Below are 24237 nucleotides of genomic sequence, written 5' to 3'. Positions count from 1 at the left end.
CCAAGGAACCCCGGTCACATTGGTGACCGGGGTTTTTTGTCGTCTCACGCCAGCGCTGCGCGGCTATTGTGGGCGTTCGACGGCGGCGGTAACCTGACGCTAAACGCTGCGGCTTGGGCACCAACCGGGCCGCCACCACCCGCAGGGTGAGCCATGACAGCTCCGGATACAGACTTGGACCTGGGACGCTCGGCATACTCCGAACGCCGCTGGAGCGATGCCCTTGACTGTCTTGTCCGCGCGGATGCTGAAGGCGGACTGCCTCCCCAGGACATCGAGCTGGTTGCTTCGGTGGCCATGCTGTTGGGACTGAACACGGAGAGTGTTGAGTATCTGACCCGTGCCCACGACGAATACCTGACCATGGGCGACGCGAACAGTGCAGCGCGGTGCGCCGCTTGGCTGGTCATGTTCCTCATGGACATGGGCGAGCAGGCACTCGGACAAGGATGGTTGGCACGCGCGAAGCATCTGCTTGAAGGATTGGCCGGCCCCAGTGCCGCGGAAGGCTACCTCCTCATACCTGCCGGGCTGGGTTTGCTAAGAGCGGGTGACCCTGAGGCCGGGCAGGGTGCGTTCGGCAGGGCGTTGGAGATTGGTACCGTCCTCCATGACCGGGATCTTCAAGCGATGGGACTGCTCGGCGTCGGCACCTCACGGGTTTCCCTTGGACGTACGGATGAGGGGCTGGAACTCCTTGACGAGGTCATGGTGTCGGTCACGGCCGGCGAAGTCTCTCCCATACCTGCCGGAATCATCTACTGCGCCGTTCTGGGCAGTTGCCGCCTGGCCCAGGACGTCCACAGGGCCCAGGAGTGGACGGCCGCACTGGAACGGTGGTGCGGCGAACGTCCGGACATGGTCATGTTCAGTGGTCAGTGCCAGGCAAACCGTGCGGAGTTGCTCATCTTGCATGGTGCCTGGGACGAAGCCCTGTCCGTCGCACGGGCGGCCGAGGGGCGGATCAGGAAGGGCGACCCTGATGCCACGTTCGGCAGTTGGTACCAGCAGGGTGAAGTTCTTCGTCTGACAGGGTGGTTGGACGACGCAGGTCGTGCATATGCAAAGGCCGCAGAGACAGGCTTTGAACCCGTCCCCGGGATCGCGTACCTCCACCTGGTCCAGCACAAGACGGAGCAGGCGAAAAACACCATGCGCCGGGCGTTGTCCGGCGCGGATCCGGCCAACCGTCGGCGACTGCTCCCCGCGGTCGTGGACATCGAGCTTGCCGCGGGAGAGGTGGCCGCTGCGAGGGCCGCTTCAGACGAGTTGTCTGCGCCGTTGCACAGCGAAAGCCGGCCCCTGGAATTGGCGCTTGCTTACCTGGCCTCAGCCACTGTGCTGCTTGCCGAGGGCGATCCTGAGGGCTCCCTTCAAGCATCGAGGAGGGCGTGGCGGATTTGGTACAGCTTGGAGGCCCCCTATCAAGCTGCACGCTGCAGAGTTCTTGCCGGCCGGGCCTGCGCAGCATTGGGCGATGTGGACTCGGCGGCGATGGAGTACGAGGCGGCCACGGCTGAATTCGCTGATCTGGGAGCAACCCCGGCAGCGGCCGAAGTCTTGGAATTTGCCGGTCATAAGCCCAAGGGCTCGTCCTCATTGACGGTGCGGGAAGTAGAAGTCCTGCGGCTCGTCGCCGGCGGCCTGGCGAACAAAACGATCGCACGCGAGCTGTATCTCAGCGAGAAGACCGTGGCCAGGCACATGAGCAATATCCTGTCCAAGCTCGCTGTGCCGTCCAGGGCGGCTGCCACCAGCTATGCCTTTGAGCACGGCCTGATTCACTGAGTTTCCCTCAAAGCTGGTGGGTAGAAATACCCATGCCCTGGCTCCCGGTATGCGCAATTCGGCCGACGCGGTGGCGGAGTCCGCAGCAATATGTTGGCTGTATCAGCACCCAGACAGCACCACAGATGGAAGGGAAACAGCCATGGAAGCGCATCAGCACACAGAAGTAGACACGGTGATTGTAGGAGGCGGGCAGGCCGGCTTGGCGCTTGGCTACTGGCTGGCGCGGGAAGGCCGGGAGTTCGCCATTTTGGATGGAAATGCCCGGCCGGGGGAGGCCTGGCGCCAGCGGTGGGACTCACTCAGACTCTTCACACCCGCCAAGTATGACGGCCTTCCGGGCAGGCCATTCCCCGGCGACCGCCTGGCCTTCCCAACCAAGGATGAATTGGCCGACTACTTGGAGGACTATGTACGCCGCTTCGACCTACCCTTCGTTCCAAGCACCCGCGTGGAGGAAATCATTGCCGACGGCGATGTTTTCGCAGTCCGGGCAGGGGACCGCACCTGGCACGCCCGCAACGTGGTGATTGCCACCGGCGGACACCGAATTCCAAAGCGGCCGGCCTTCGCGGGAGAGCTGGATCCTCACGTACTCCAACTGCATTCACAGGATTACAAAAACCCTGGGCAACTGCGGGAAGGGACCGTGCTGGTGGTCGGGCTCGGAAACTCAGGGGCGGAAATCGCGCTTGAGCTTGGACGATCGCATCACACAGTGCTTTCCGGCAAGCCCAGTGGCGAGATGCCCATGAAGCACGGCCGCACAGCAGCTCGTTTTGCCCTGCCTGTGGTCAAATTCCTGGGCGTCCATGTCCTCACGCTCAACACGCCCATCGGACGAAAGGCTGCCCCGGGTTTCAAGTCCATGGCGGCCCCGTTGATCCGGACAAAGTCGAAGGACCTGGCGGCGGCCGGAGTTCAACTCGGCCCCAGGTTGGCCGGGGTTTCGGACGGGTCGCCGGTCTTGGATGACGGGACACGTGTCCAGGCCGCAAACGTTATCTGGTGCACCGGCTATCACGAGGACTACTCGTGGGTGAAGCTGCCGGTCTTCGACGATCGTGGAGAGCCGAAGCAGACCAGGGGAGTGGCAGATGGCGTTCCCGGCATGTACTTCATCGGCCAGGAATTCCTGTTCGCAGCCGCCTCGGCAACGCTTCCCGGAGTTGCCCGGGATGCCCGCTACCTGGCCCGCCGGTTGGCAAAGGAGCGTCGGCCCATATCAGCACGTCGTCCTGAGCCGGACGGTCGCCGGGCCAAGGAGACCCGCTTGCCGACGAGTCGGTAGAACAGCAACACGGCAGCTGCAGCTGACACAATGCCCACCAGGTTGAGTGCCAGCTGCATGGCTGACCCTGCCGCTTTGCTGTATTCACCCAGCACCAGGGCGACGGCAACATAGCCGGCAGCTGGAACAGTAGTGACGGAAATGAAGACACCCACCAGCGCTGAGGATCGATGCGTGATCATGGACAGCATTCCCGCCCCGCCGGCGAGTGCGGCCACTATCAGCGAGTACGGACCCGGATGGTAAATGAACTCGACGGCGGATCCGCGCTCCAGCGTGTCGTCCGGAAACAACCCGAGGGGTACGGACAACCAGGCCGCAATTGCGGTGACCAGCATGGCCAGGGGGAAGCCGACAGCCAGGGCGAGCAGCGAGGCACGCACCAATCGCCACTTCCGTTCCACCAGTCCCACCGCCAACGCGGCAAGGGGTCCAAACTCCGGCCCAACCACCATGGCTCCCACAATTGCGATGGTTGAATCGGTCACAATTCCGATCGCAGCCAACTGCGTAGCAATCACCAGGAACGCCAGGAAGCTCCACGTCAGTTTTGAGTCCTCGCCCGTTTGCCTGGAAACCTCGTCCCAAATGACGGCGTCTGCCGATTCGCCGGGCGCTGCTTTCTCGGCGTCGTCGGCGCGCTTGGACAAGACCACGTCGGGTGACGAGATGGAGATCGAACCCAAGTCCGGAACCTTGAGGGCGTGAAGCCGCTCGATCAACTCTTCCGCGGATTCCCGCGCGATTTGGACGGTGATCACGTCGCCGGGCGGAACCACGGAGGCACCCTTATGGACGGCCACCTCGGCAGCGCCGGTTTGACCGGAGCAACAGTCCAAGACGGCGTCGGACAACTCCCCCGGTACGCAAACGCGCAGTTGCACGATCATGGATTTCCTTCCCTCGCCCCGGCTCCAGCGTAGTTCCGCATGGTGTGGTTTGCGGTGATTCGGGCACAGGTCACGCACAGGCAGGACTGGGAAAAACCATAGCTGCACCTGAGCTAATTAAGCCTCGGATGCCGGTCCATAAGACTGTCCCGACTGGGTTGGGGCCGCTAATCCGCGTATGATTGATGCTTTGTGCCACAGCTTTGAGGAACTGCCTAACGTGACTATGCCAACGATCCCAGCCCCTGCCCGTGCCGGCAGGCGGCCTTCCGGACCCGTTGCAAAGTCGAAGTTCCGCCCCGAAATCCAAGGCCTGCGTTCCCTCGCCGTCCTTATGGTGGTGAGCTACCATATCTGGATTGGACGGGTTTCCGGAGGCGTGGACGTCTTCCTCCTCATCTCTGCGTTCCTCATGACTCTGCAGTTCACCGGACGCTACAAGCAGGGCCGCCCCATGGACCTCTTGCGGCACTGGCTGCACCTGTTCCGGCGGCTGCTTCCCGCCGTCGTCGTGGTCCTCTTGAGCACGCTCGCGGCGACCTTCGCCTTCCTCCCACCAACACGCTGGGTGGAGGTGGTCCATCAGGCGTGGGCCGCACTGTTCTACTTCGAAAACTGGCTCCTCCAAGGCCTGGCGGTCAACTACTACGCCACCGACCACAGCCTCGCCAGTCCTCTGCAGCACTTCTGGTCCCTGTCCATCCAGGGTCAGGTTTTCATCTTGTGGCCAGTCATTTTCGCCACCGTTGCGCTTATTTGCCGCAGGTTCAGCCTGAGGTACCGGGCCACCCTCGCTTACGTTTTCGCGATCATCTTCGTCCTCTCCCTCACGTACTCCGTTATCTTTACTGCCAGCAACCAGGCGGTGGCCTACTTCGATACCTTTGCGCGGCTATGGGAGTTCGCCCTCGGCACGTTGCTTGCGCTGATCATCCCGGGCCTGAACTTCGCCAAGCCCGTGCGGGTGGTCATGGGGTGGATCGGTGTGGTTGCGATGCTCACGTGCGGGATTCTGCTTCAGGTGCAGACGGCGTTCCCCGGATTCGTCGCACTTTGGCCCACCCTCGCGGCAGTCGCTGTCATTGCCGCCGGCCAGACCGGGAGCCGCTTCGGAGTGGACCGGATCCTGAGCTCAAAGTTCCTGGTTCGGCTGGGCGACAACTCCTATGCCCTCTATCTGTGGCACTGGCCTGTTTTGGTGATCGCCCTGGCCTGGAGCGGCAAGGACCACGCAGGTTGGTTGTCGGGAACCGTGATCATCGCGCTGTCCCTCACGTTGGCTTTCCTTACCACCAAGTATGTGGAGAAGCCGTTCCGTGAATGGAAATGGCCCGAGGTCAAGCGCCGCCGCTCTGCCATCGCCATCGCCGCCTGCCTTGCCGTGGCGTGCGCGCCGCTGCTGGGGTTCCAGTACAAGCAGGACCTGGACCTCAAGGCTGCCCAGGCCCAGGCTTTCAACGACAACCCTGGCGCCCACGCGCTCGTCCCCGGATACGTGGACCTGGTCAGCGACGGCGCGAAGACCCTTCCCACGGCTGAACAACTGCCGGAGGACTGGGCAACGCTCGCAGGACCGTGCGAGGGCCAGTCGAAACCGGACGAAAAGATGCTGCAGGAGAAATGCCAGCAGAACACCGTGGCGGACGACGACGCCGTCAAGGACATCCTGGTGCTGGGCGACTCGCACTCGCAGCAATGGTTGGCCGCACTTGGCCCCCTTGCCGAGGCGGAACACTGGAAGGTAACCGCCCTCTTGCTGGGCGGATGCCATTTCATGCCGGACAACCCCGACGCCGAAGACGGCTGCAACGACTTCAACGCGGCGGCCTTCAAATACGCTGCGGCCCAAGCGCCGGACGCTGTTTTCATGGTGGGAACCATGGCATCGCCGTCATCGCCCGATGAGCAGTTGGTGTACGGCTTTGAGCAGACGGTGACCAACTTCAACGACCTCGGCATTGAGGTTGTGGCTATCCGTGACAACCCCCGGTACGACTACAACGTCACCGAATGTGCCTTGTCCAAGGGCGTGGACAGCGCTGACTGTAAGTCTGACCAGCCCGATGTCCTTGCCGTGGACAGCCCCTTCGCTGCCGTGCAGGGAAGCTTTGGCAACGCCGCGTTCCTGGACATGACCGACCTTCTGTGCGATGGCATCACGTGTCCGAGCGTGGTGGGCAATATGTTCGTGTACCTGGACGACAACCACCTGTCCAGGACATATGTGACCAGCATGGCCGAGATGTTTGAAGAAAGGTGGTTTGCCGCGACCGGGTGGCAGCGATGATGAACACACAAGCTACCGCAACGGCACCCGCCGGACAGGAACGCACGACGTCGAAACCCGGCTTCCGTCCGGAGGTTCAGGGACTGCGCGCACTGGCTGTGCTGATGGTGGCGACCTACCATATTTGGCTTGGCCGGGTCTCCGGCGGTGTGGACGTCTTTTTGCTGATCTCAGCATTCCTGCTGACGTTGTCGTTCACGCGCAAACTGGAAAACCGCAAGCCCTTGAGACTCCTGCGGCACTGGCTGCACGTCTTCAAGCGGCTGCTGCCCGCCGTCGTCGTGGTCCTGCTGGGTGTCCTGACAGCCACCTGGGCCTTCATCCCGCAGAGCCGCTGGCCGGATGTCCTCGCTGAGGCGTGGGCATCGCTGTTGTACCGGCAGAACTGGCAGCTGGCTGACACGGCCGTGGACTACTACGCCCAGGATCATTCGGGGGCCAGTCCGCTCCAGCATTTCTGGTCCCTGTCCGTCCAAGGCCAGGTGTTCATTCTGTGGCCGCTGATCTTCGCGGCCGTCGCCTTGCTGCAGCCGCAGTTGGCCAAGCTTTTCCCGGACCGGAAGGCTGTCGCCCACAGGGCACTGCTGTTCATGGCGTTCGGTGCGGTCTTCATTGCCTCGCTTGCTTTTTCCATCGAGCAGACCACCAACAACCAGGAGTACGCCTACTTCGATACCCGCGCACGTCTGTGGGAATTCGCCCTGGGCTCCTTGCTGGCGCTGGCTCTGCCTTACCTGAAGCCTGGACGCCGGCTCCGCGTCTTCCTGGGATGGACCGGGATCACCGCCATGCTCGCCTGCGGGCTGGTCCTGACCGTGGACCGCTCCTTCCCGGGATTCGTTGCACTGTGGCCTACCCTCGCCGCCGCAGCGGTCATCGTGGCAGGACAGAGCAACAGCCGTTTCGGTGCGGATCGTATCCTCAGCTCACGGCCGCTGGTCCTGGTGGGGGATAACTCCTACGCCCTCTATCTCTGGCATTGGCCTGTCCTGGTCTTTTTCCTGTTGGTTTCGGGGGCAACCTCGCCCAACCTCCTCCAGGGTCTGGGAATCATGGCCGCCTCCATGCTGCTGGCCGTGGCCACCACCAAGTACGTGGAAGTACCCATGCGCCGCTGGGAGTGGCCCGACGTACGGTCCTGGCGTGCCGCCGTCGTGATTGCCTGCTGCGGTGCGCTGCTGGCGCTCCCCGTCACCGCGTGGCAGGGCGCCATTGCCGCTGAAGGCGCAGCGATCGCGGACCAGCCCAAGGAACTGACCCCGGGAGCCGCAGCCCTGTCCCCGGAGTACGTTGGCGAACCCACCCAGGAAGCCATGATCATCCCGGCGCCAGCTGCGATGAAGGACGAGTGGGCAGACATCGACGGGCTGTGCACCGGCGACAACGTGCCGTCGGACCCTTTGTTGGAAGGGTGCCTGCAGAACGATGAACCGGAGGAAGTCACCAAGGAAATCGTGGTGCTCGGGGATTCGCACGCCCAGCAGTACATGGCTGCCTTGGGCCCGATCGCCAAGCAGCACGGATGGGAAGTGGTGACGCTCCTGAAGGGCAGTTGCCGGTTCGGTGCAGAATCCCCTGAGCGTACCGACGAATGCAACGAGTTCAACAGGGCGAGTGCGGACTATGTCATGGAACATAAGCCGGATGCCGTCTTCACGGTTGCTTCGCTGACGCACGTTACGGAGCCTTTCGAGACGGAAGTGCCCGGCTACCTCGAGGGTATCCAGCCGTTCACGGATGCCGGAATCGACGTTGTGGGTGTCCGTGACAATCCGCGGTTCAGCATCAACATGCCGGAATGCGTGCAGAAGAAGGGTCCCGATTCGCCGGACTGCAATGCCCCGCTCGAGGAGTCCTTGGCGGCGTCGTCGCCCTTGGACGATTACCTGGGCAAGGTGGAGCGGCTCTATCTGATGGACATGAGTGATTTCATCTGCGAGCAGGGGACGTGTCCTGCCGTCGTGGGCAACGTCTACGTCTACAAGGACGACAACCACCTCACCAAAACGTACGTGCAAAGCATGATTCCCATGTTTGAGGAGCGGCTCCTGGCCGCTACGGGATGGTCCGGCGGCTAAGTTCGTCCGGCGGCTGGCGCGGCTTGCTGTTGGTTCGGCCTTCGACGTTCGGACACGCGCGACGCCGGCCTGCCACCAGTGCTGTTGCTCACACTGGGGCGTCGCGGAATATGGCGATAGGCGCGGAGGTTCTACTATTTATTCAATACCCGGCAGCACTTTCTCCCACGCAGTACCCATGCCGAAGTACCGATGCACAGGCCAGTCCCGTAATGACGGGCTGGTCATCAGTTGCAACCCCTACCAGTCAAGCCCCCAGATCCCAGGTAAGAGGCGCACACTCATGACCCAGCCCGAACACGATCCCTTTGGCTTCGTTGGCCTGACGTACGACGACGTCTTGTTGCTTCCAGGCCACACCGACGTCATCCCGTCCGACGCCGACACGTCATCCCGCATCTCCAAGCGCATCTCCGTGCAAACCCCGCTGCTGTCCGCAGCGATGGACACGGTGACCGAGTCGCGCATGGCCATCGCCATGGCCCGCCAGGGTGGTCTGGGCGTTGTCCACCGCAACCTGTCCATCGATGACCAGGCCGAGCACGTTGACCGCGTCAAGCGCAGCGAATCAGGGATGATCACCAACCCGTTGACCATTGGCCCGCAGGCCACGCTGCAGGAACTGGACGAACTGTGTTCCCGCTACCGCGTTTCCGGCCTTCCTGTCGTGGACACCGACGGACGCCTGCTGGGCATCGTCACCAACCGCGATACCCGCTTCATTCCGGAGTCGGAATTCCCGCTGCGCAGCGTCAGCGATGCCATGACCAAGATGCCCCTCGTCACCGGGCACGTGGGCATCAGCCGCGAGGAAGCCTCGCACAAGCTTGCTACCAACAAGATTGAGAAGCTTCCCCTCGTTGACGAGCAGGGCCGGCTGAAGGGCCTCATCACCACCAAGGACTTCACCAAGGCAGAGCAGTACCCGTTGGCCACCAAGGACGACGAAGGCCGCCTGCGCGTCGGTGCTGCCATCGGCTTCTTCGGCGACGGCTGGGAGCGCGCCATGAAGCTCATCGACGCCGGCGTGGATGCCCTTTTCGTGGACACCGCCAACGGCCATTCCCAGGGCGTGCTGGACATGATCCGCCGCCTGAAGTCGGATCCGATTGCTGCCCACGTGGACATCATCGGTGGCCAGGCCGCAACCCGTGAAGGCGCCCAGGCTCTGATCGACGCCGGTGCCGACGGCATCAAGGTAGGCGTTGGCCCCGGATCCATCTGCACCACGCGTGTTGTAGCCGGTGTCGGCGTTCCGCAGATCACCGCCATCTACGAATCCGCCAAGGCTGCCATCCCGGCCGGCGTTCCGCTGATCGCCGACGGCGGCCTGCAGTACTCCGGCGACATCGGCAAGGCGCTGGTCGCCGGTGCGGACACCGTGATGCTCGGCTCCCTGCTGGCAGGCTGCGAGGAATCCCCGGGCGAACTCATCTTCGTCAACGGCAAGCAGTTCAAGAGCTACCGCGGCATGGGCTCCCTCGGTGCCATGCAGTCCCGTGGCAAGAACACGTCCTACTCCAAGGACCGCTACTTCCAGGCTGACGTTTCCGGCGATGACAAGCTGATCCCCGAGGGCATCGAAGGCCGCGTAGCCTTCCGCGGCCCGTTGGCTTCCGTTGCCTACCAGTTGGTTGGCGGCCTCCGCCAGACCATGTTCTACACGGGCGCCCCCACCATCTCCGAGCTCAAGGCACGCGGCAAGTTCGTCCGCATCACCCCTGCCGGGCTCAAGGAATCGCACCCGCACGACATCCAAATGACAGTGGAAGCCCCCAATTACGGCTCACGCTAAGCATCGCCTGTTCCCCGCGGAGACCTCCGCGGGGAACAGTTCTTTAAGGGGCCGGCTGTTGACGGGCCAGCGGAATTGTCGGCCCGGGAGAATAGGCTGGGGGCATGTCTGAAAAGCCCGCACAACCGCGGCACCCGGAGTCCATCCGGCTGAACTCGGGTCAACCGGGCAAGACGCCGCCCCGCAAGCTGGCGCTGCGTCCTTATGCACGCGCCGTCGGACAGGTCCTGAAGGTGAGCTTCAAGGCCTCGCCGGTCGCGGTGATCATGAAAGTGGTCGGCTCGCTGATCTCGGCAACCCTGCCGCTGGTCACCACGTACTTCGCCGCCCTGACCACCACAGCTTTGGCCGCCGGTTACGCGGGGGACCCCAACGCCGGTCCCCAAGCCATCCTGTACGTCATCATCACCGCGGCGCTCGGGTTGTTTTGGGGTGCCTTCAGCAGCGTTGACCGCTACATCCAACAGCTCATGAGCTTCAAGGTGGGCGCGATCGTAGGGGACATGATGTACCAGCGTTTCCTGGCGTTGGAGTTCTGGCGTTACGACGACAAGGAGACGGTGGACCTTTACGACCGCGCCAAGCGGTTCTCGGACTCCTACGCCCGCGTGCTGGACAGGATTGCCGCAATATTCACCCAACTGGTCTCCGTGATCCTCGCCATCGGTGCGCTGGTCTTGGTCAGTTGGTGGATCGCCGCCATCGTCCTGGTGGCAATCGTGCCCAGTGTGTATCTGCAGTTCAAACTGTCCCGTGAACAGATCGCGCACTGGAACACCCAAGTGGATTCACGGCGCCAACGCCGCATGATCGAGCAGAACCTGTTGAGGCCCCAGCACATCGCGGAGATGCGGCTCTACGGCATCGTTGGATACCTGATGGACCTGCGGTCACGGTTGCGGGACGCTGACGAGAAGCGACGCCTGGATTTCCAAAAGCGCTACATCCCCAAACAGTTGGCTGCGGACGCACTGCAGTATGGCGCCGAGGTGGTATCCCTGATCTGGGTGGTAGGGCAGATCATCGCCAGGGCCCAGCCGGTGGGTCAGTTCCTCTACGTACAGCAGATCGTGAGCCGGGCACTTTCCACGGCCAACAGTCTTGTCTCTTCCTTGAGTTCCATCGACGAGGACCTCGCCAACCTCAAGGATTATGAGCTGTTCATGGCCCTGCCTGTTCCCAGCGGCAACGAAAAACCCCTGACCATTTCGCCCACCACCGTGGAGCTCCGCGACATCCGCTTCAGCTATACCGGAAGCGACATCGAGGTCATCAAGGGCATTTCGATGACCATCACGGCGGGCCAGCACATTGCGATTGTCGGCGAAAACGGTGCGGGAAAGTCCACACTGATCCGTATCCTTGCGGGACTGTACCGGCCTGACTCCGGCCACGTACTGCTCGACGGCGTGGATCTTGCCGGGATTGACGTCACCAGCTGGCACAGGCACCTTGCTGTGCTGAGCCAGGAGTTCCTGAAGTACGAGTTCGCCACAGCCGCGGAGAACATCTACCTCGGCGATGTGGACCAACCACGAAACGATGACCGCATCAGGCGGGCAGCCTCTGACGCCGAAGCCATGGAGTTCATCAACAAACTGCCCAACGGCTTGGAAAACCATGTCAGCAATTGGATGGAGGACCCGCGTGGTCGCAAGGGCAGTGGCCTGTCCGGAGGCCAGTGGCAGCGGCTGGCAATGGCTCGCAACTTCTACCGGGATGCCTCGTTCATGGTCATGGACGAGCCCACATCAGCCATAGATGCCCTGGCAGAGCACCGCATCTTCACCCGGCTTTTCGCCGACCGAAGCAGTACCATCATCGCCATCAGCCACCGCTTGGCCACCATCGAGAAGGCTGACATCGTGTACATGCTCGAAGATGGCCGCATAGCGGAGCAGGGGACCCACAAGGAGCTGGTGGCGTTGAGGGGCCGCTACTTCCGGATGTTCGAGTCCCAGCTCTCGGTGGACGAAACCAGCCAGAACACTCCCTGAGACTTAGAGCGGTCCGTAAGCGGCATCGCCATAGGGGTCACGCCAGATGGCCAGGTCTTGTTCCAGCAGCCCCCGGAAATGGGGATCAGTTGCAGCCTTGCGGCGAAGCGACTCCCTCGAACGGCCCGCGATGGTGGCCGGGACGATGATCCCCACCACGAGGAGGCACACCATGAAGGCAAGAACCGTAGCCAGCGTCAGCAGCGCGGCAGGATCCTGCCACGTCGATTGCTTGGCCATGAGGGCGAACAGCCCTACGAAGGCGATCAGGATGAACCCCGCGAATGAAAGCGCCCCCCGTAAGCTCCCGGGCCCACGATTGACGATCGCCCGGCTGGTTCGCGGCAACCGGTCCCGTACCCGTAGGTAGAAGACGCAGGAGAGTACGGCGAGTGCCGCGCCGGGAAGGCTGAGGGAGGGAACCGGCGCCAGCGTGCCCAACCGGATGGCGAGGATGACACCCAGGAGGATGAGGACTGCCCCCATGCCAATGCCGGCGGCCCAAGCGCCCATGTAGGAACCTCTCGCATAAGCGATCTCGCGAAGACGGGAGCGCGCACCGGCCGGAGTAATCGCGGAGAGCTCCCTGGAAAGCCAATAGTCCAAGGGGCGGGCAGAGTGGGGAAGTGGGGCGGGGCCTGTCTGGTAGCTCACCCGGGGTATTCCTCCGGCGCAATGAAAGCAATGAGCTCATGGTCGGTGATGGCCGACGCCTGACATTCTTCGTTCTGGGTGGTCATTACTGCCTTCTCCTCAGCGGTTCTGTGTCCAGTTTAGGAAGTGGCGTGATCAGGTAAGCCATCCCGGGAGTTCATTGGCACACTTTGTGAAGTGATTATTTGTCGAATCGGGGTTCTGGGAGGGGTCCAGTAAAGTAAGAGCCGTGACTTATGAGATTGAGATTGGCCGTGGCAAGCGTGGGCGTCGTGCCTACTCCCTGGATGACATCGCGATCGTCCCGAACCGCCGGACGCGTGACCCGAAGGACGTCTCTGTCTCCTGGCAGATCGACGCCTACAAGTTCGACACCCCCGTGATCGCGGCACCCATGGACTCGGTGATGTCCCCGGACACCGCAATCGCCTTTGGTCGGCTCGGCGGCCTTGGTGTATTGGACCTTGAAGGTCTGTGGACCCGCTACGAGGACCCCCAGAAGGTGCTCGACGAGATCGCCGCCCTTGCCGATGAGACCAGCAGCCCGGCCGTCACCCGCCGCATGCAGGACCTTTACCAGGCGCCAGTCCAGCCCGAACTCATCAGCTCCCGCCTCGCTGAGATCCGTGCCGCAGGCGTCACCGTAGCAGGCTCCCTGACCCCGCAGCGCACGCAGGAACACTACAAGACAGTGGTGGCTGCCGGCGTCGACATCTTTGTCATCCGCGGAACCACGGTCTCGGCTGAGCACGTTTCCAAGAACCACGAACCGCTCAACCTCAAGCAGTTCATCTACGAACTCGACGTCCCCGTGATCGTGGGCGGAGCGGCCGGCTACACGCCTGCCCTGCACCTCATGCGTACCGGTGCTGCCGGCGTCCTGGTGGGCTTCGGCGGCGGCGCCACCACCACAACACGACGTGCCCTGGGCATTCACTCGCCCATGGCTTCGGCCATCTCCGACGTCGCTGCGGCACGTCGCGACTACATGGATGAGTCCGGTGGCCGTTACGTTCATGTCATTGCCGACGGCGGCATGGGAAGCTCCGGCGACATCGTCAAGGCCATCGCCATGGGCGCGGACGCTGTCATGCTCGGCAGTGCCCTGGCACGCGCCGAAGAAGCGCCTGGCCGTGGCTGGCACTGGGGCCCCGAAGCACACCACCTCGAATCGCCCCGTGGCGACCGCGTCAATGTTGGCACGGTCGGCCCGCTGGAAGAGGTCCTCTTCGGACCCGGCCACCACACGGACGGCACCTCAAACCTGATCGGTGCGCTGCGACGATCCATGGCTACCACCGGTTACTCGGACCTGAAGGAATTCCAGCGCGTCGACGTCGTGGTCTCGCCTTACGCGGGCAACTGACACCAGCTTTCCCAACCCCTGCAGGCTTCGATCTGATCGGAGCATGCAGGGGTTTTTGCCTTAAGCCGTGCCCTGCCCAAGGCGGCAGCCAACAAGTAGGGTAAGGGACTACCAGCTGTTGCGTTTGAGGAGGGGTCCGATGAGCAATGTCGCAGGCGGTCCACAGGTGAATGCCCCGGGAGCACTGAGCCCGGAATCCCGTGCCGCGTCGATCGAAGTCCTGAAAGCCACTGCGGAAGCCGGCAAGGAGCTCGACATCCTGATTGTCGGCGGCGGAGTGGTGGGTGCTGGAGCGGCCTTGGACGCCGTGACCCGTGGCCTCACGGTGGGCATCGTGGAGGCCAGGGACTGGGCGTCCGGCACGTCGTCGCGGTCTTCCAAGCTCATCCACGGAGGCCTCAGGTACCTGGAGATGCTGGATTTCGGACTGGTCCAGGAAGCACTCCAGGAGCGGGGACTGCTGATCCAACAGATCGCACCCCACCTGGTGCGTCCCGTTCCCTTCCTTTACCCACTGACCCGCAGGTTCTGGGAGCGGCCATACGTCGGCGCGGGCATCATGCTCTATGACACCTTGGGCCTGACGTCAGGGCACAGCCGCGGTGTTCCCATGCATAAGCACCTGTTCAGGCGCGGAACACTGCGCGCGGCTCCCAGCTTGAAGGACGACGCCTTCGTGGGGTCCATTCGCTACTACGATGCCCAGGTGGATGACGCCCGGCTTGTGGTGAACGTCGTTAGGACGGCAGCCCATTATGGCGCCCACGCCGCCAACCGCCTTCGCGTGGTGGACTTCCTGCGCGAAGGTGAGCGCGTGGTTGGCGCGAAGCTCGAAAACCAGGAGGACGGCAGCGTCTTTGAGGTAAGGGCCAAGCAAGTGGTCAACGCAACCGGCGTCTGGACCGACGAAACACAGGCCATGGTCACTGACCGCGGCCAGCTCAAGGTCCGGGCCTCCAAAGGCATTCACCTGGTGGTGCCCCGCGACCGCTTCCAGTCCACTGTGGGCCTGATCCTGCGCACGGAGAAGTCCGTTCTCTTCGTGATCCCGTGGGGCCGGCACTGGATCATCGGCACCACAGACACCGACTGGAAGCTGGACAAGGCCCATCCGGCGGCGTCCAGCAAGGACATCGACTACGTCCTGGAGCACGTCAACAAGGTTCTCAAGCGTCCCCTGACCCGTGAGGACGTCGAAGGGGTCTACGCCGGTCTTCGGCCATTGCTGGCAGGGGAGAACGACTCCACTGCCAAGCTCTCCCGCGAGCATGTCGTCGCCCATCCCGTCCCAGGACTCGTGGTGGTGGCCGGAGGAAAGTACACCACCTACCGGGTCATGGCCAAGGACGCCGTGGATGAGGCCACCAGGGCGATGGATGAACGTGTTCCGTCCAGCTGCACCGAAACCATCCCGCTGCTGGGCGCAGAAGGCTTCAAGGCGGCCTGGAACCGACGGGCCCGTTCCGCGGAGGAAGCCGGGGTGCACGTCGCACGGGTTGAGCACCTCTTGAACCGCTACGGATCCATGACCACCGAGGTGCTGGAACTGATCTCCAACCGACCGGAATTGGGTGAACCCTTGCCCGGTGCCGATGATTACCTTGCCGCGGAAGTTGTTTACGCAACCACCCACGAGGGAGCCCGGCATGTCCACGATGTTTTGACGCGTCGAACCCGGATCTCGATCGAATCGTGGGACCGGGGTGTGTCTGCCCTCCCCGTAGTGGCTAAGCTGATGGGAGAAATCCTTGGCTGGAGCGAGACTCAGCGCGAAAGCGAAATCAAGCACTACCTGGCGCGCGTGGAAGCTGAACGACTCAGTCAGCAGCAGCCCGACGACGAATCGGCCGATGCCGCGCGCATGGGAGTGGATGACATCGTTCCCCTTCGCTGACCAGCCCAAGGTAATGCGGCCGATGGCCACACTGGAGGGAACACGACTTGGCAGAACCACTTGACCGGTATGACGCGGAACTGACCACCCCGGACACCGTCATCCTTGAACTCGTCGCAGAGGACAAGATTGACGCCGCGGCCCAACTGGCCCATAAGCTTCACGCAGCCGGCAGGATCACCAATCTCGAGGGCTTCCTGGAGCAGGTGCACTCACGGGAGCATCAGCTCGCCACAGGACTCCCTGGCGGCATTGGCCTTCCTCATGCGCGCAGTGAATTCGTGGACAGGATTTCCATAGCCGTCGGTGTGACCAAGTTCGGCCATGCCCTGGACTTCGGAGCAACGGACGGCCCGGCCACCCTGATTCTTCTCATCGCCACGCCCGCCAGCTCCTTTTCCGACCACCTCGAGGTTCTGGCCACGTTGGCCCGGTCCCTGTCCAAGGAGTCCTTCCGCGAGTCCCTCCGGCGGGCCCATGACCCCGAAGTCATCTCCGAACTCATCAACTCAAGCCTGGTGTTCTTCGACCACTAGAGATTGAGGCAGGCCCTTTCGTGTCGACTTCGTCGCCACGTAGGGACCCTGCTGCCCCACTCTAGGGGCAGGCCCTTTCGTGTCGACTTCGTCGCCACGTAGGGACCCTGCTGCCCCACTCTAGGGGCAGGCCCTTTCGTGTCGACTTCGTCGCCACGTAGGGACCCTGCTGCCCCGCTTTGCCTCGTTTCGTTGTTCTACAGCCGGACGAAGTACGGTTAAGGGGTGTTGAAAACCGCGTTGAAACCCCGCTGGATCGCAGGACTGGTCTTTGCGCTTCTGTTGTCCGGGGTGTTTGTGCTGCTCAGCCAGTGGCAGCTCAGCCGGTCCGCCCAGCACGAGGCCCCTGTGCCGTCCAGCATCGAAGACGTGAAACCGCTGGTGGACGTCCTCCAGCCCGGCCAATTCTTCCCCGGTTCGGTCTCGGACCAGATGGTGACTGCCACGGGAACGTACGATCCCAGCAAGCAGGTCCTCGTTGAGGGCCGCCTGTACAACAACCAAAAGGGCTTCTGGATCGTCTCCGCCTTTGCCGTCAATAATGCGCCGAAGCTGAGCGGTGTCGCGGCATCGCCCCAAACGTGGATTCCTGTTGCGCGCGGCTGGGTGGCCGATGCCGCCCAAGCCGGCCCCCCGCCGTCGGGAACCATCACCTTGACCGGTCGCCTCATTCCTTCTGAAGCGCCCGTTCCAAACGTCGACGCCGGTCCAGGCCGTGCGTCCGCGGTTTCCGCTGCGGAACTCATCAATAAGTGGGAAGTCTCCAGCTACCCGGGTTTTGTGGCTGCGACATCGGAAATCTCAGGCGGCGTGACGATTCCCCTCGGCGATGACGTCAAGGCCCTCAATATTCCGCCGCAACCCCCTGCCGAGCAGGTCAATTGGCTCAACCTCTTCTATGCGGTCGAATGGGTTGTCTTTGCGGGATTCTCGATCTTTATCTGGTGGCGGCTTGTGAAGGACGACTACCGTCGCGACCTCGAAGAGGACGAGTACGAAGATGACGATTTCGATGATGTGGACCCCGAGCAGCCGCCCAACGCCGGGTCCTCAACAGAACCTACAAGCCCAGAGCCAGAACAAAAGGTGCAGCAATGATTGAGCCAAAACCGGCCATCCAGCCCGAACAATCAGGATCCAAGCCCAAGAAGCGCCGGTTCGGCGGAACGGAAGCCCAGATCCGTTCGGCGTTGAAGTTCTACAAAGTCATGGCATACCTTACGGGCGCCATGCTGCTCCTGCTGTGCGCGGAGTTGATCGCCCGGTACGGCTTTGGGGTTTCGCTCTTCGCCGGCGGTACGAGCGCTGTCACAGGCCAGCCGTTTGGCTTCGGTTTCGCGGAATCCGAGCCCAAGGGTGTGATCGGCGGCTTCAACATCTCCACCTCGGTGCTGATCGTGCACGGTTGGATGTACGTGGTCTACCTGGTGTCCAACTTCCGCCTGTGGTCACTCATGCGTTGGCCGTTCTCCAAAATGGTCCTGCTGGCACTTGGCGGAGTTGTCCCGCTGCTGTCCTTCATCGTGGAGAAGAAATTCCACGCCCAGGTCGAGGCCGAACTCGCCGCCAACCCGCAGGCATCGAAGCGCTACTAGGCTGTGGCGGCATCCGGATGTGAGATGCCTAACGGTAAGGACGTTTTTGGCCCCCGGCCGCCCTCGCCAACGTGCACCGGGGCTGCCCGGCAAAGTAGTCTTGTGTGGTGACTACTCCCACCGCACCCCAAACTTCCCAGAAGCCGGTGCTGGTTGTTGACTACGGTGCCCAGTACGCGCAGCTGATTGCCCGCCGCGTCCGCGAAGCGAATGTGTATTCGGAAATTGTTCCGCATACCTTCACCACCGAGCAGCTTCTGGCCAAGAACCCGGCAGCCATCATTCTCTCCGGAGGGCCCTCCAGCGTGTACGCAGAGGGCGCCCCGAGCGTCGGCGCGGACCTCTTCGAAGCCGGGGTGCCCGTTTTTGGCATCTGCTACGGCTTCCAGGCCATGGCCAACGCACTGGGCGGCAAGGTGGCCCAGACGGGTCTCCGGGAGTACGGCGCCACTGAAGCGCTGGTTGTAGGCGATGCCCGCTCCATCCTGGACGGCGTCCCCTCTTCCCAGAACACATGGATGAGCCACGGCGATTCCGTCCACGAGGCTCCTGAAGGCTTCGAAGTGCTCGCCTCCACGGCCGGCGCGCCGGTGGCTGCCTTCGCCAACGAGGAGAAGCGCCTCTACGGCGTGCAGTGGCACCCCGAGGTCAAGCACTCCGTCCACGGCCAGCACGTCCTGGAGAACTTCCTGTTCAAGGGTGCGGGCCTGAGCCCCAACTGGACCACGGGCAACATCCTCGAAGAGCAGGTGGATCGTATCCGCCAGCAGATCGGGGACTCCAAGGTCATTTGTGGCCTCTCCGGTGGTGTCGACTCCGCCGTAGCTGCCGCTTTGGTCCAGCGTGCCGTTGGTGACCAGCTGACCTGTGTCTTCGTGGATCACGGCCTCTTGCGTGAAGGCGAAGCTGAGCAGGTTGAGCGCGACTTCGTGGCAGCCACGGGCGTCAACCTCTACGTAGCCAACGAGCAGGAACGCTTCCAGTCGGCTCTTGCCGGCGTCAGTGATCCGGAGACCAAGCGCAAGATCATCGGCCGCGAATTTATCCGTGCCTTCGAGGAAGCGGAGCGGGCCATCATCGCCCAGGCCGCTGCCGAGGGCGAGAAGATCAAGTTCCTGGTACAGGGAACCTTGTACCCGGACGTCGTCGAATCCGGCGGCGGCGAGGGTGCTGCAAACATCAAGAGCCACCACAACGTTGGTGGGCTCCCCGAGGATCTGCAGTTCGAGCTCGTCGAGCCGCTGCGGGCCCTGTTCAAGGACGAAGTACGTGCCGTCGGTGCCCAGCTCGGCCTGCCGCAGGAAATCGTCGGCCGCCAGCCCTTCCCGGGCCCCGGCCTGGGTATCCGCATCGTGGGTGAAGTAACCAAGGAACGCCTGGACCTGCTGCGCAAGGCTGACGCCATTGCCCGCGCGGAACTGACGGCCGCGGGTTTGGACAACGACGTCTGGCAGATGCCGGTGGTCCTCTTGGCGGACGTTCGCAGCGTTGGTGTCCAGGGCGACGGCCGTACCTACGGCCACCCCATCGTGCTGCGCCCGGTGTCCTCCGAAGACGCAATGACGGCGGACTGGTCGCGCTTGCCCTATGACCTCCTGGCCCGGATTTCCAACCGCATCACCAACGAGGTGGATGGAGTAAACCGGGTGGTGCTGGATGTAACCAGCAAGCCACCGGGAACCATCGAGTGGGAATAGCATTGTGAGTGGCCGGCTTCCTTTGGGAGGCCGGCCACTTTGCTTGTATCCGGCAGCACTCCACGCCTGCGAATCCGGCGGGCGCCTGTGAAATGACGGCGAATTTCGCGTCGGAACAGCGTTGCGGAGCGGGCTGGCAGGGTATTCCCGCTACCCTCGAAGGTATGCCGGTATGGTCCAAGGCGTCTAAAGCTAGTACAGAAAAGAAGGCAGAAGTTGTGTCATTAGGTCAAGGCCAGGAAGAGGGCTCCGAAGAGCTCCGTAAATGGCTGTCTGGTCTTAAACCCGTCACCGGGGCAGACACGATGCTGCGTTTCGTCAAGACGCCCGAAGGCGCCATTGATCTCAGCAACGCCCACCCCTCGGGGCTGGCGCAGTTGCTGGCAGGCCGCAGGACACGCCTGTCCACCCTGATCCGGGACCGCCAACAGTATTTGGTTGCGGCGCGGGCAGCACGAAACATCAGGTCCAAGATCTTCGAGCTGAGCAACGATCGCGGTATTGAGGCCGGCTATCTCTCTGCCGGCACTGTCGTGTGGACCTCTGCTGTTGGCGGCAAGCCACAGCGCGTATCGGCACCCGTGATGCTCACGTCCATCATTCTGACCGTGAGGCCGGGCGAAGACGACTTCGAACTCCAGCTCACCGAGCAGGCCCGCATGAACCCGGCCTTGGTGCGTCACCTCAAATCAGTCCACGGCATCGTCTTTGACGTGAACGCCGTCGCGAGGATGGCCTACAACACTGCCAGGTTCGATCCTCAGCCGGTCTTGGATCGCCTATCTACTCTCGTCCAACCGATTCACGGTGCCGAGGTGGAGTTCAACTTGCTGGTCACCACGCTGGCGGACCTCTCCGGCAATCTGGATGATCCTTGGATCAATACGAACAACGCCACGGTTGCGGCGCTCTCCATTGCCGCCAACGGCGGTGACATTGAGGCCGAACCAATCAAGGCGGGCCGTTTCCCCAGCCTTGACCTTCGCGATCCGGCCGATGAGCTCCTCCTTCTCGACGCTGATACGGATCAGCAGTACGTGGTGGATGCCGTTCGTGCCGGGGATTCGCTGGTAGTCAGCACGCCGCCGGGCAGCGGACAGACGCAAACAGCCATCAACGCAATCGGTGCGCTGGTCAGCGAAGGCAAATCGGTGCTGGTGGTGGGGGACAGGCAGTCCAGCCTCGCCGGCCTTTCCTCGCACCTGGAATCCCTTGGCTTGGATTCGATGCTCTTCCGCCCCGGTAACGGAACAACCCCGCAGCAGCTCAAGGGTCAGTTGGTCCGGGCAATCATGCGCAATGAAAAAGCACTTGAACCACAACTGGGCAACCTTCACCAGACGCTGACCGGACACCGCCACGCCCTGATGGACCACGTTGCCTCACTGCACAACGTCCGTGAGCGCTGGGGTTGCTCGCCCTATCAGGCAATGCAGTCGCTCGCTGAGTTGACGTCCATCCACCCTGCGCCTTCCACGACGGTCCGTCTGAAGCGCAGCGTCCTGGACAACATCAAGGACCGTGAGGAACTCGCGGGCCGTTTGCGTCGTGCCGCCGAGCTGGGCAGCTTCAGCAGGGCTTCCACGTCAAGCCCTTGGTATGGAGCCCGATTGGTCACCCGCAAGGAGACCGAGGAAGCGCAGCAGCTCGCCCGCCTGGCAGAGGAAAAGTTGCCCGTCCTGCGGGATCGGATGAAACAGCTTTCGGACCACGCCGAGATCCGGTTGGGAGAGACCTTCACGGAGTGGGGTGCCCAGCTTGAACTCCTGATTGCCGTCCGCGAAAGCCTGGATAAATTCACTCCGGACATCTTCGACCGACCGGTGCACGACCTCATCTCCGCTACCGCCAGCTCCGCCTGGCGCCGTGAGCGCAACCTGGAGATGCCCTCCATGCAGCGCTCACGCCTCCGCCGTGTGGCCAAGGAATACGTGCGGCCGGGTGTCCACATCGCTGACCTCCACAGCTCCCTGGTTCTGGTCCAGGAGCAGCGCGCTCTCTGGGCTGGCTACGCCACTACCCAGCGCCATCCCGCGGTACCTTCCGGGCTTGCCGATCTTGGTGCGCTTTACCGGGAACTCGACGGCGAACTGCGTCGCCTCGGTGATGCGCTCAAACACACCAGTGCCGGGGGGTCGCTGCACGGTACGCCGTATCTGGAACTGATGGAGCGGCTGGAACGGCTCGTTGCCGACACGGCCACACTGGAAACCCTTCCCGAGCGCACCCTCCTGATCGAGGAAATGCGTGAGCATGGTCTCGGCGAGCTGCTTTCCGACCTGGCAGCCAGGGAAGTCCCGGCAGCCTCCGTGGCAGCCGAACTGGACTTGGCCTGGTGGCAGTCCGCTTTGGAAGCCATGATCAGTGGCGACGACTACCTTGCCATGTCCGACGGTGATTCGTTGCGCCGGCTCGAGGCCGAATACCGTCTTGCGGACCAGGCACACATTGCCAGTGGAGCCGCACGCCTCCGGTGGCAGTTGGCCCGGAAATGGCGCCAAGGCCTCCTCGAGCACCCGAGGCAGGCGGAATTGCTTCGCGCACTGCTGAAGGACGGCCGGGTGACGTTGCCGGCACTCAGCGCCCAAGCTCCAGAACTTGTGCCGCTGCTGGTCCCTGTTTGGTCCGTCAGCCCCTACCTTCTCACTGGTGTTCTTCCCGCTGAGCTGAAGTTTGACGCGGTTGTGGTTATCGACGCGGAATCCACGTCGCTGCAGGCCGTTCTTCCTGCCATCGCCCGGGCGCGGCAGGTTGTGGCTTTCGGTGATGCGAAGATCGCGAACGCGCGCACGTTCAGCGTGGCCGTGGAACCACCGGTTGCCGGTGTTGCCAGCCACGAGAACGTCGACAGTGCGTTCAAGGCTTTGGCCAGGGTTCTCCCCACGTGGCAACTGAACTGGGTTTATCGGGCCGTGGACGAAGACTTGATCCTGCAGTTGAGCAAGAACTACTACGACGGTGGCCTGCGGCGCCTGCCCGATGGCAACTCGGTCACTGGCCTGGACCGTTCGATCCTCGTTGAGTACATTCCTGACGGCACTGGGCTTCCGGGGGCTGACCATGAAGGTGTCGAGTCCGTCACCGCCGAGGTCAACCGTGTTGTGGACTTGGTATTCGAACACGCCAGACTCCGGCCCCGGACGTCTCTGGCCGTAGTGACGGCCAGCCTGCGTCATGCCGCCAGAATCGGCGAGGCCATCAGGCTGCAGCTGCCCAACCATCCCTTGCTGGCCACATTCTTTGGGGCTGGCCCCGAGTCCTTCCGCGTAGTGGACCTTGAGCGTGCCCAGGGGCTGGTGAGGGACCACGTCATCTTCTCCCTTGGCTACGGCCGCACACCTCATGGCCGGGCGCTGCACTCGTTTGGCCCACTGTCAACTGAAGGTGGCAGGAACCGGTTCGCCTTGGCGATGACCCGTGCCCGGCGTTCCATGCACGTCCTGAGTTGCTTCCGGCCCGAGGACCTCGACCTTGATCGCTTGGCTCACGGTGCGGTGGACTTCTACGAACTGTTGGACCGCGAACTCTCGGGAAACAGCAACCTCGGTACGCCTGCTTCCCGTGCTGTGGCCAGTGAGCAAGCGCTCGGCGAGGACCCTTTGGTGGCCGACCTTGGGGAACGCCTGCGTGCCCGGGGAGCCCGAGTCTGGCATCTCTACGATGGCGTGCTGGACATTGCGGCCGCCGCGGATCCAGTCCACACAATCGGCCGGGAGGGTGCAGAGATCCCCACCCCCGTCGCGATCGAATCCGATGGCACTGAACGCTACCGGCGGATGAGCGTGCGCGAACGCAGCCGGTTGCGTCCGCAGTTGCTGGAGCGCATGGGATGGCGCTATATGTCCCTGTGGACCATTGAAGTCTTCACTGATCCCTCGTCCTGCGCGGATCGCATTGGGTCCTACCTTGGGCTGGAGAACCACATCCCGCGGTCGACGTCGCCTCAGCATGGCTTCCTGGACATGGATGTTGAACAATTGAGTGTAGAAAAGGGGCAGCCAACGTTTGCTCCGAGTTCGGCACTTCAGGCAGCCGGCGCGCCTGAAGACGCTGCCGGGGACGCACGTGGCGTTGCCGGGAATGGGAAAGAAGCACCACTGATGGAACAAGCAACCGGTCCGGACAACGGGTCCGAGGCGGACCCCGACGCAACGGGCGGCCACGTTGCCGGAGAAGCAGACGTCGCCGAAGAAGCAACGGACTCCAAGACGACCGCGGCCAAGCCCGGCGCCAACGGAATTCTTCCCACTAAAGCTGCGGAAGACGATCCCCGCCGCTGGGGCGATGAGTCCGGCTATGACCATGAGCAGTGGCTCAAAGAGCAAAGGCCTCCGCATTGGGGCTGATCGGCCGCCTCTAGACGGTCCCG

At 62.9% G+C, this 24237-nt stretch carries 15 protein-coding genes; 13 read left to right on the top strand and 2 right to left on the bottom strand.

The features are described 5' to 3' along the window. Positions 1 to 153: 153 nt before the first annotated feature. Together GVL04_RS11010 and GVL04_RS11005 are read left to right on the top strand one after the other, a co-directional pair. Positions 154 to 1788: a response regulator transcription factor gene (locus GVL04_RS11010; protein ID WP_159703893.1), complete on the top strand. Its 1635-nt coding sequence runs from the start codon at positions 154 to 156 to the stop codon at positions 1786 to 1788. 142 nt (positions 1789 to 1930) lie between these two features. Then, a complete protein-coding gene (locus GVL04_RS11005; protein WP_159703890.1) occupies positions 1931 to 3079 on the top strand; it encodes an NAD(P)/FAD-dependent oxidoreductase in 1149 nt (382 codons plus the stop codon). On the opposite strand, the gene GVL04_RS11000 is transcribed toward GVL04_RS11005, so the two are convergent. Next, entirely contained in the window at positions 2974 to 3969 is a 996-nt protein-coding gene (locus tag GVL04_RS11000; protein ID WP_159703887.1) for a DUF389 domain-containing protein, read from the bottom strand. The genes GVL04_RS11005 and GVL04_RS11000 overlap by 106 nt on opposite strands. 226 nt (positions 3970 to 4195) lie before the next feature. Here GVL04_RS11000 and GVL04_RS10995 point away from each other — a divergent pair, with 226 nt between their 5' ends. From GVL04_RS10995 to GVL04_RS10980, 4 genes are all read left to right on the top strand, one after another. Next, the gene (locus GVL04_RS10995) at positions 4196 to 6256 is read left to right on the top strand and encodes an acyltransferase family protein (RefSeq protein WP_159704063.1); all 2061 of its coding nucleotides are present in this window, start codon (positions 4196 to 4198) and stop codon (positions 6254 to 6256) included. Continuing rightward, on the top strand, positions 6253 to 8334 hold the full coding sequence (locus tag GVL04_RS10990; protein WP_159703884.1) for an acyltransferase family protein: 2082 nt from the start codon (positions 6253 to 6255) through the stop codon (positions 8332 to 8334). The genes GVL04_RS10995 and GVL04_RS10990 overlap by 4 nt, the downstream gene beginning before the upstream one ends. 283 nt (positions 8335 to 8617) lie before the next feature. Further along, a complete protein-coding gene (gene guaB / locus GVL04_RS10985; RefSeq protein WP_159703881.1) occupies positions 8618 to 10129 on the top strand; it encodes an IMP dehydrogenase in 1512 nt (503 codons plus the stop codon). Positions 10130 to 10233: 104 nt separating this feature from the next. Beyond that, positions 10234 to 12126: an ABC transporter ATP-binding protein gene (locus GVL04_RS10980; RefSeq protein ID WP_159703878.1), complete on the top strand. Its 1893-nt coding sequence runs from the start codon at positions 10234 to 10236 to the stop codon at positions 12124 to 12126. 3 nt (positions 12127 to 12129) lie between these two features. Here the strand turns inward: GVL04_RS10980 and GVL04_RS10975 are convergent, their stop codons facing one another. Beyond that, the gene (locus GVL04_RS10975; RefSeq protein ID WP_159703875.1) at positions 12130 to 12780 is read right to left on the bottom strand and encodes a hypothetical protein; all 651 of its coding nucleotides are present in this window, start codon (positions 12778 to 12780) and stop codon (positions 12130 to 12132) included. A gap of 229 nt (positions 12781 to 13009) precedes the next feature. Between GVL04_RS10975 and GVL04_RS10970 the strand changes: the two genes are divergently transcribed. From GVL04_RS10970 to GVL04_RS10940, 7 genes are all read left to right on the top strand, one after another. After that, positions 13010 to 14146 carry a GuaB3 family IMP dehydrogenase-related protein gene (locus GVL04_RS10970; protein WP_159703872.1) on the top strand — a complete coding sequence of 379 codons (1137 nt, stop codon included), beginning with the start codon at positions 13010 to 13012 and terminating at the stop codon, positions 14144 to 14146. 139 nt (positions 14147 to 14285) lie between these two features. Next, positions 14286 to 16040, top strand: a complete 1755-nt coding sequence (locus GVL04_RS10965) for a glycerol-3-phosphate dehydrogenase/oxidase (RefSeq protein WP_159703869.1) — start codon at positions 14286 to 14288, stop codon at positions 16038 to 16040. A gap of 47 nt (positions 16041 to 16087) precedes the next feature. After that, positions 16088 to 16576: a PTS sugar transporter subunit IIA gene (locus tag GVL04_RS10960; protein ID WP_026539873.1), complete on the top strand. Its 489-nt coding sequence runs from the start codon at positions 16088 to 16090 to the stop codon at positions 16574 to 16576. A 225-nt stretch (positions 16577 to 16801) separates the two neighbouring features. Further along, entirely contained in the window at positions 16802 to 17674 is an 873-nt protein-coding gene (locus tag GVL04_RS10955) for an SURF1 family protein (protein ID WP_159703866.1), read from the top strand. Beyond that, entirely contained in the window at positions 17671 to 18171 is a 501-nt protein-coding gene (locus GVL04_RS10950; RefSeq protein ID WP_159703863.1) for a DUF3817 domain-containing protein, read from the top strand. Before GVL04_RS10955 ends, GVL04_RS10950 begins: the two co-directional genes overlap by 4 nt. A 107-nt stretch (positions 18172 to 18278) precedes the next feature. Beyond that, positions 18279 to 19868 carry a glutamine-hydrolyzing GMP synthase gene (guaA, locus tag GVL04_RS10945; RefSeq protein ID WP_062073057.1) on the top strand — a complete coding sequence of 530 codons (1590 nt, stop codon included), beginning with the start codon at positions 18279 to 18281 and terminating at the stop codon, positions 19866 to 19868. A 164-nt stretch (positions 19869 to 20032) separates the two neighbouring features. Continuing rightward, positions 20033 to 24214 carry a DUF4011 domain-containing protein gene (locus GVL04_RS10940; RefSeq protein ID WP_159704060.1) on the top strand — a complete coding sequence of 1394 codons (4182 nt, stop codon included), beginning with the start codon at positions 20033 to 20035 and terminating at the stop codon, positions 24212 to 24214. The last annotated feature ends 23 nt before the right edge of the window (positions 24215 to 24237 follow it).

The organism is Arthrobacter sp. 18067 (assembly GCF_902706295.1).
Taxonomy (GTDB): Bacteria; Actinomycetota; Actinomycetes; order Actinomycetales; family Micrococcaceae; genus Arthrobacter.
This window is presented reverse-complemented; position numbering and strand designations above follow the sequence as displayed.

Bases quoted from the DNA above. Each gene is read 5' to 3' on its own strand.
- GVL04_RS11010 (WP_159703893.1), top strand. From the start codon at position 154: ATGACAGCTCCGGATACAGACTTGGACCTGGGACGCTCGGCATACTCC.
- GVL04_RS11005 (WP_159703890.1), top strand. From the start codon at position 1,931: ATGGAAGCGCATCAGCACACAGAAGTAGACACGGTGATTGTAGGAGGC.
- GVL04_RS11000 (WP_159703887.1), bottom strand. From the start codon at position 3,969: ATGATCGTGCAACTGCGCGTTTGCGTACCGGGGGAGTTGTCCGACGCC.
- GVL04_RS10995 (WP_159704063.1), top strand. From the start codon at position 4,196: ATGCCAACGATCCCAGCCCCTGCCCGTGCCGGCAGGCGGCCTTCCGGA.
- GVL04_RS10990 (WP_159703884.1), top strand. From the start codon at position 6,253: ATGATGAACACACAAGCTACCGCAACGGCACCCGCCGGACAGGAACGC.
- guaB (WP_159703881.1), top strand. From the start codon at position 8,618: ATGACCCAGCCCGAACACGATCCCTTTGGCTTCGTTGGCCTGACGTAC.
- GVL04_RS10980 (WP_159703878.1), top strand. From the start codon at position 10,234: ATGTCTGAAAAGCCCGCACAACCGCGGCACCCGGAGTCCATCCGGCTG.
- GVL04_RS10965 (WP_159703869.1), top strand. From the start codon at position 14,286: ATGAGCAATGTCGCAGGCGGTCCACAGGTGAATGCCCCGGGAGCACTG.
- GVL04_RS10950 (WP_159703863.1), top strand. From the start codon at position 17,671: ATGATTGAGCCAAAACCGGCCATCCAGCCCGAACAATCAGGATCCAAG.
- GVL04_RS10940 (WP_159704060.1), top strand. From the start codon at position 20,033: ATGCCGGTATGGTCCAAGGCGTCTAAAGCTAGTACAGAAAAGAAGGCA.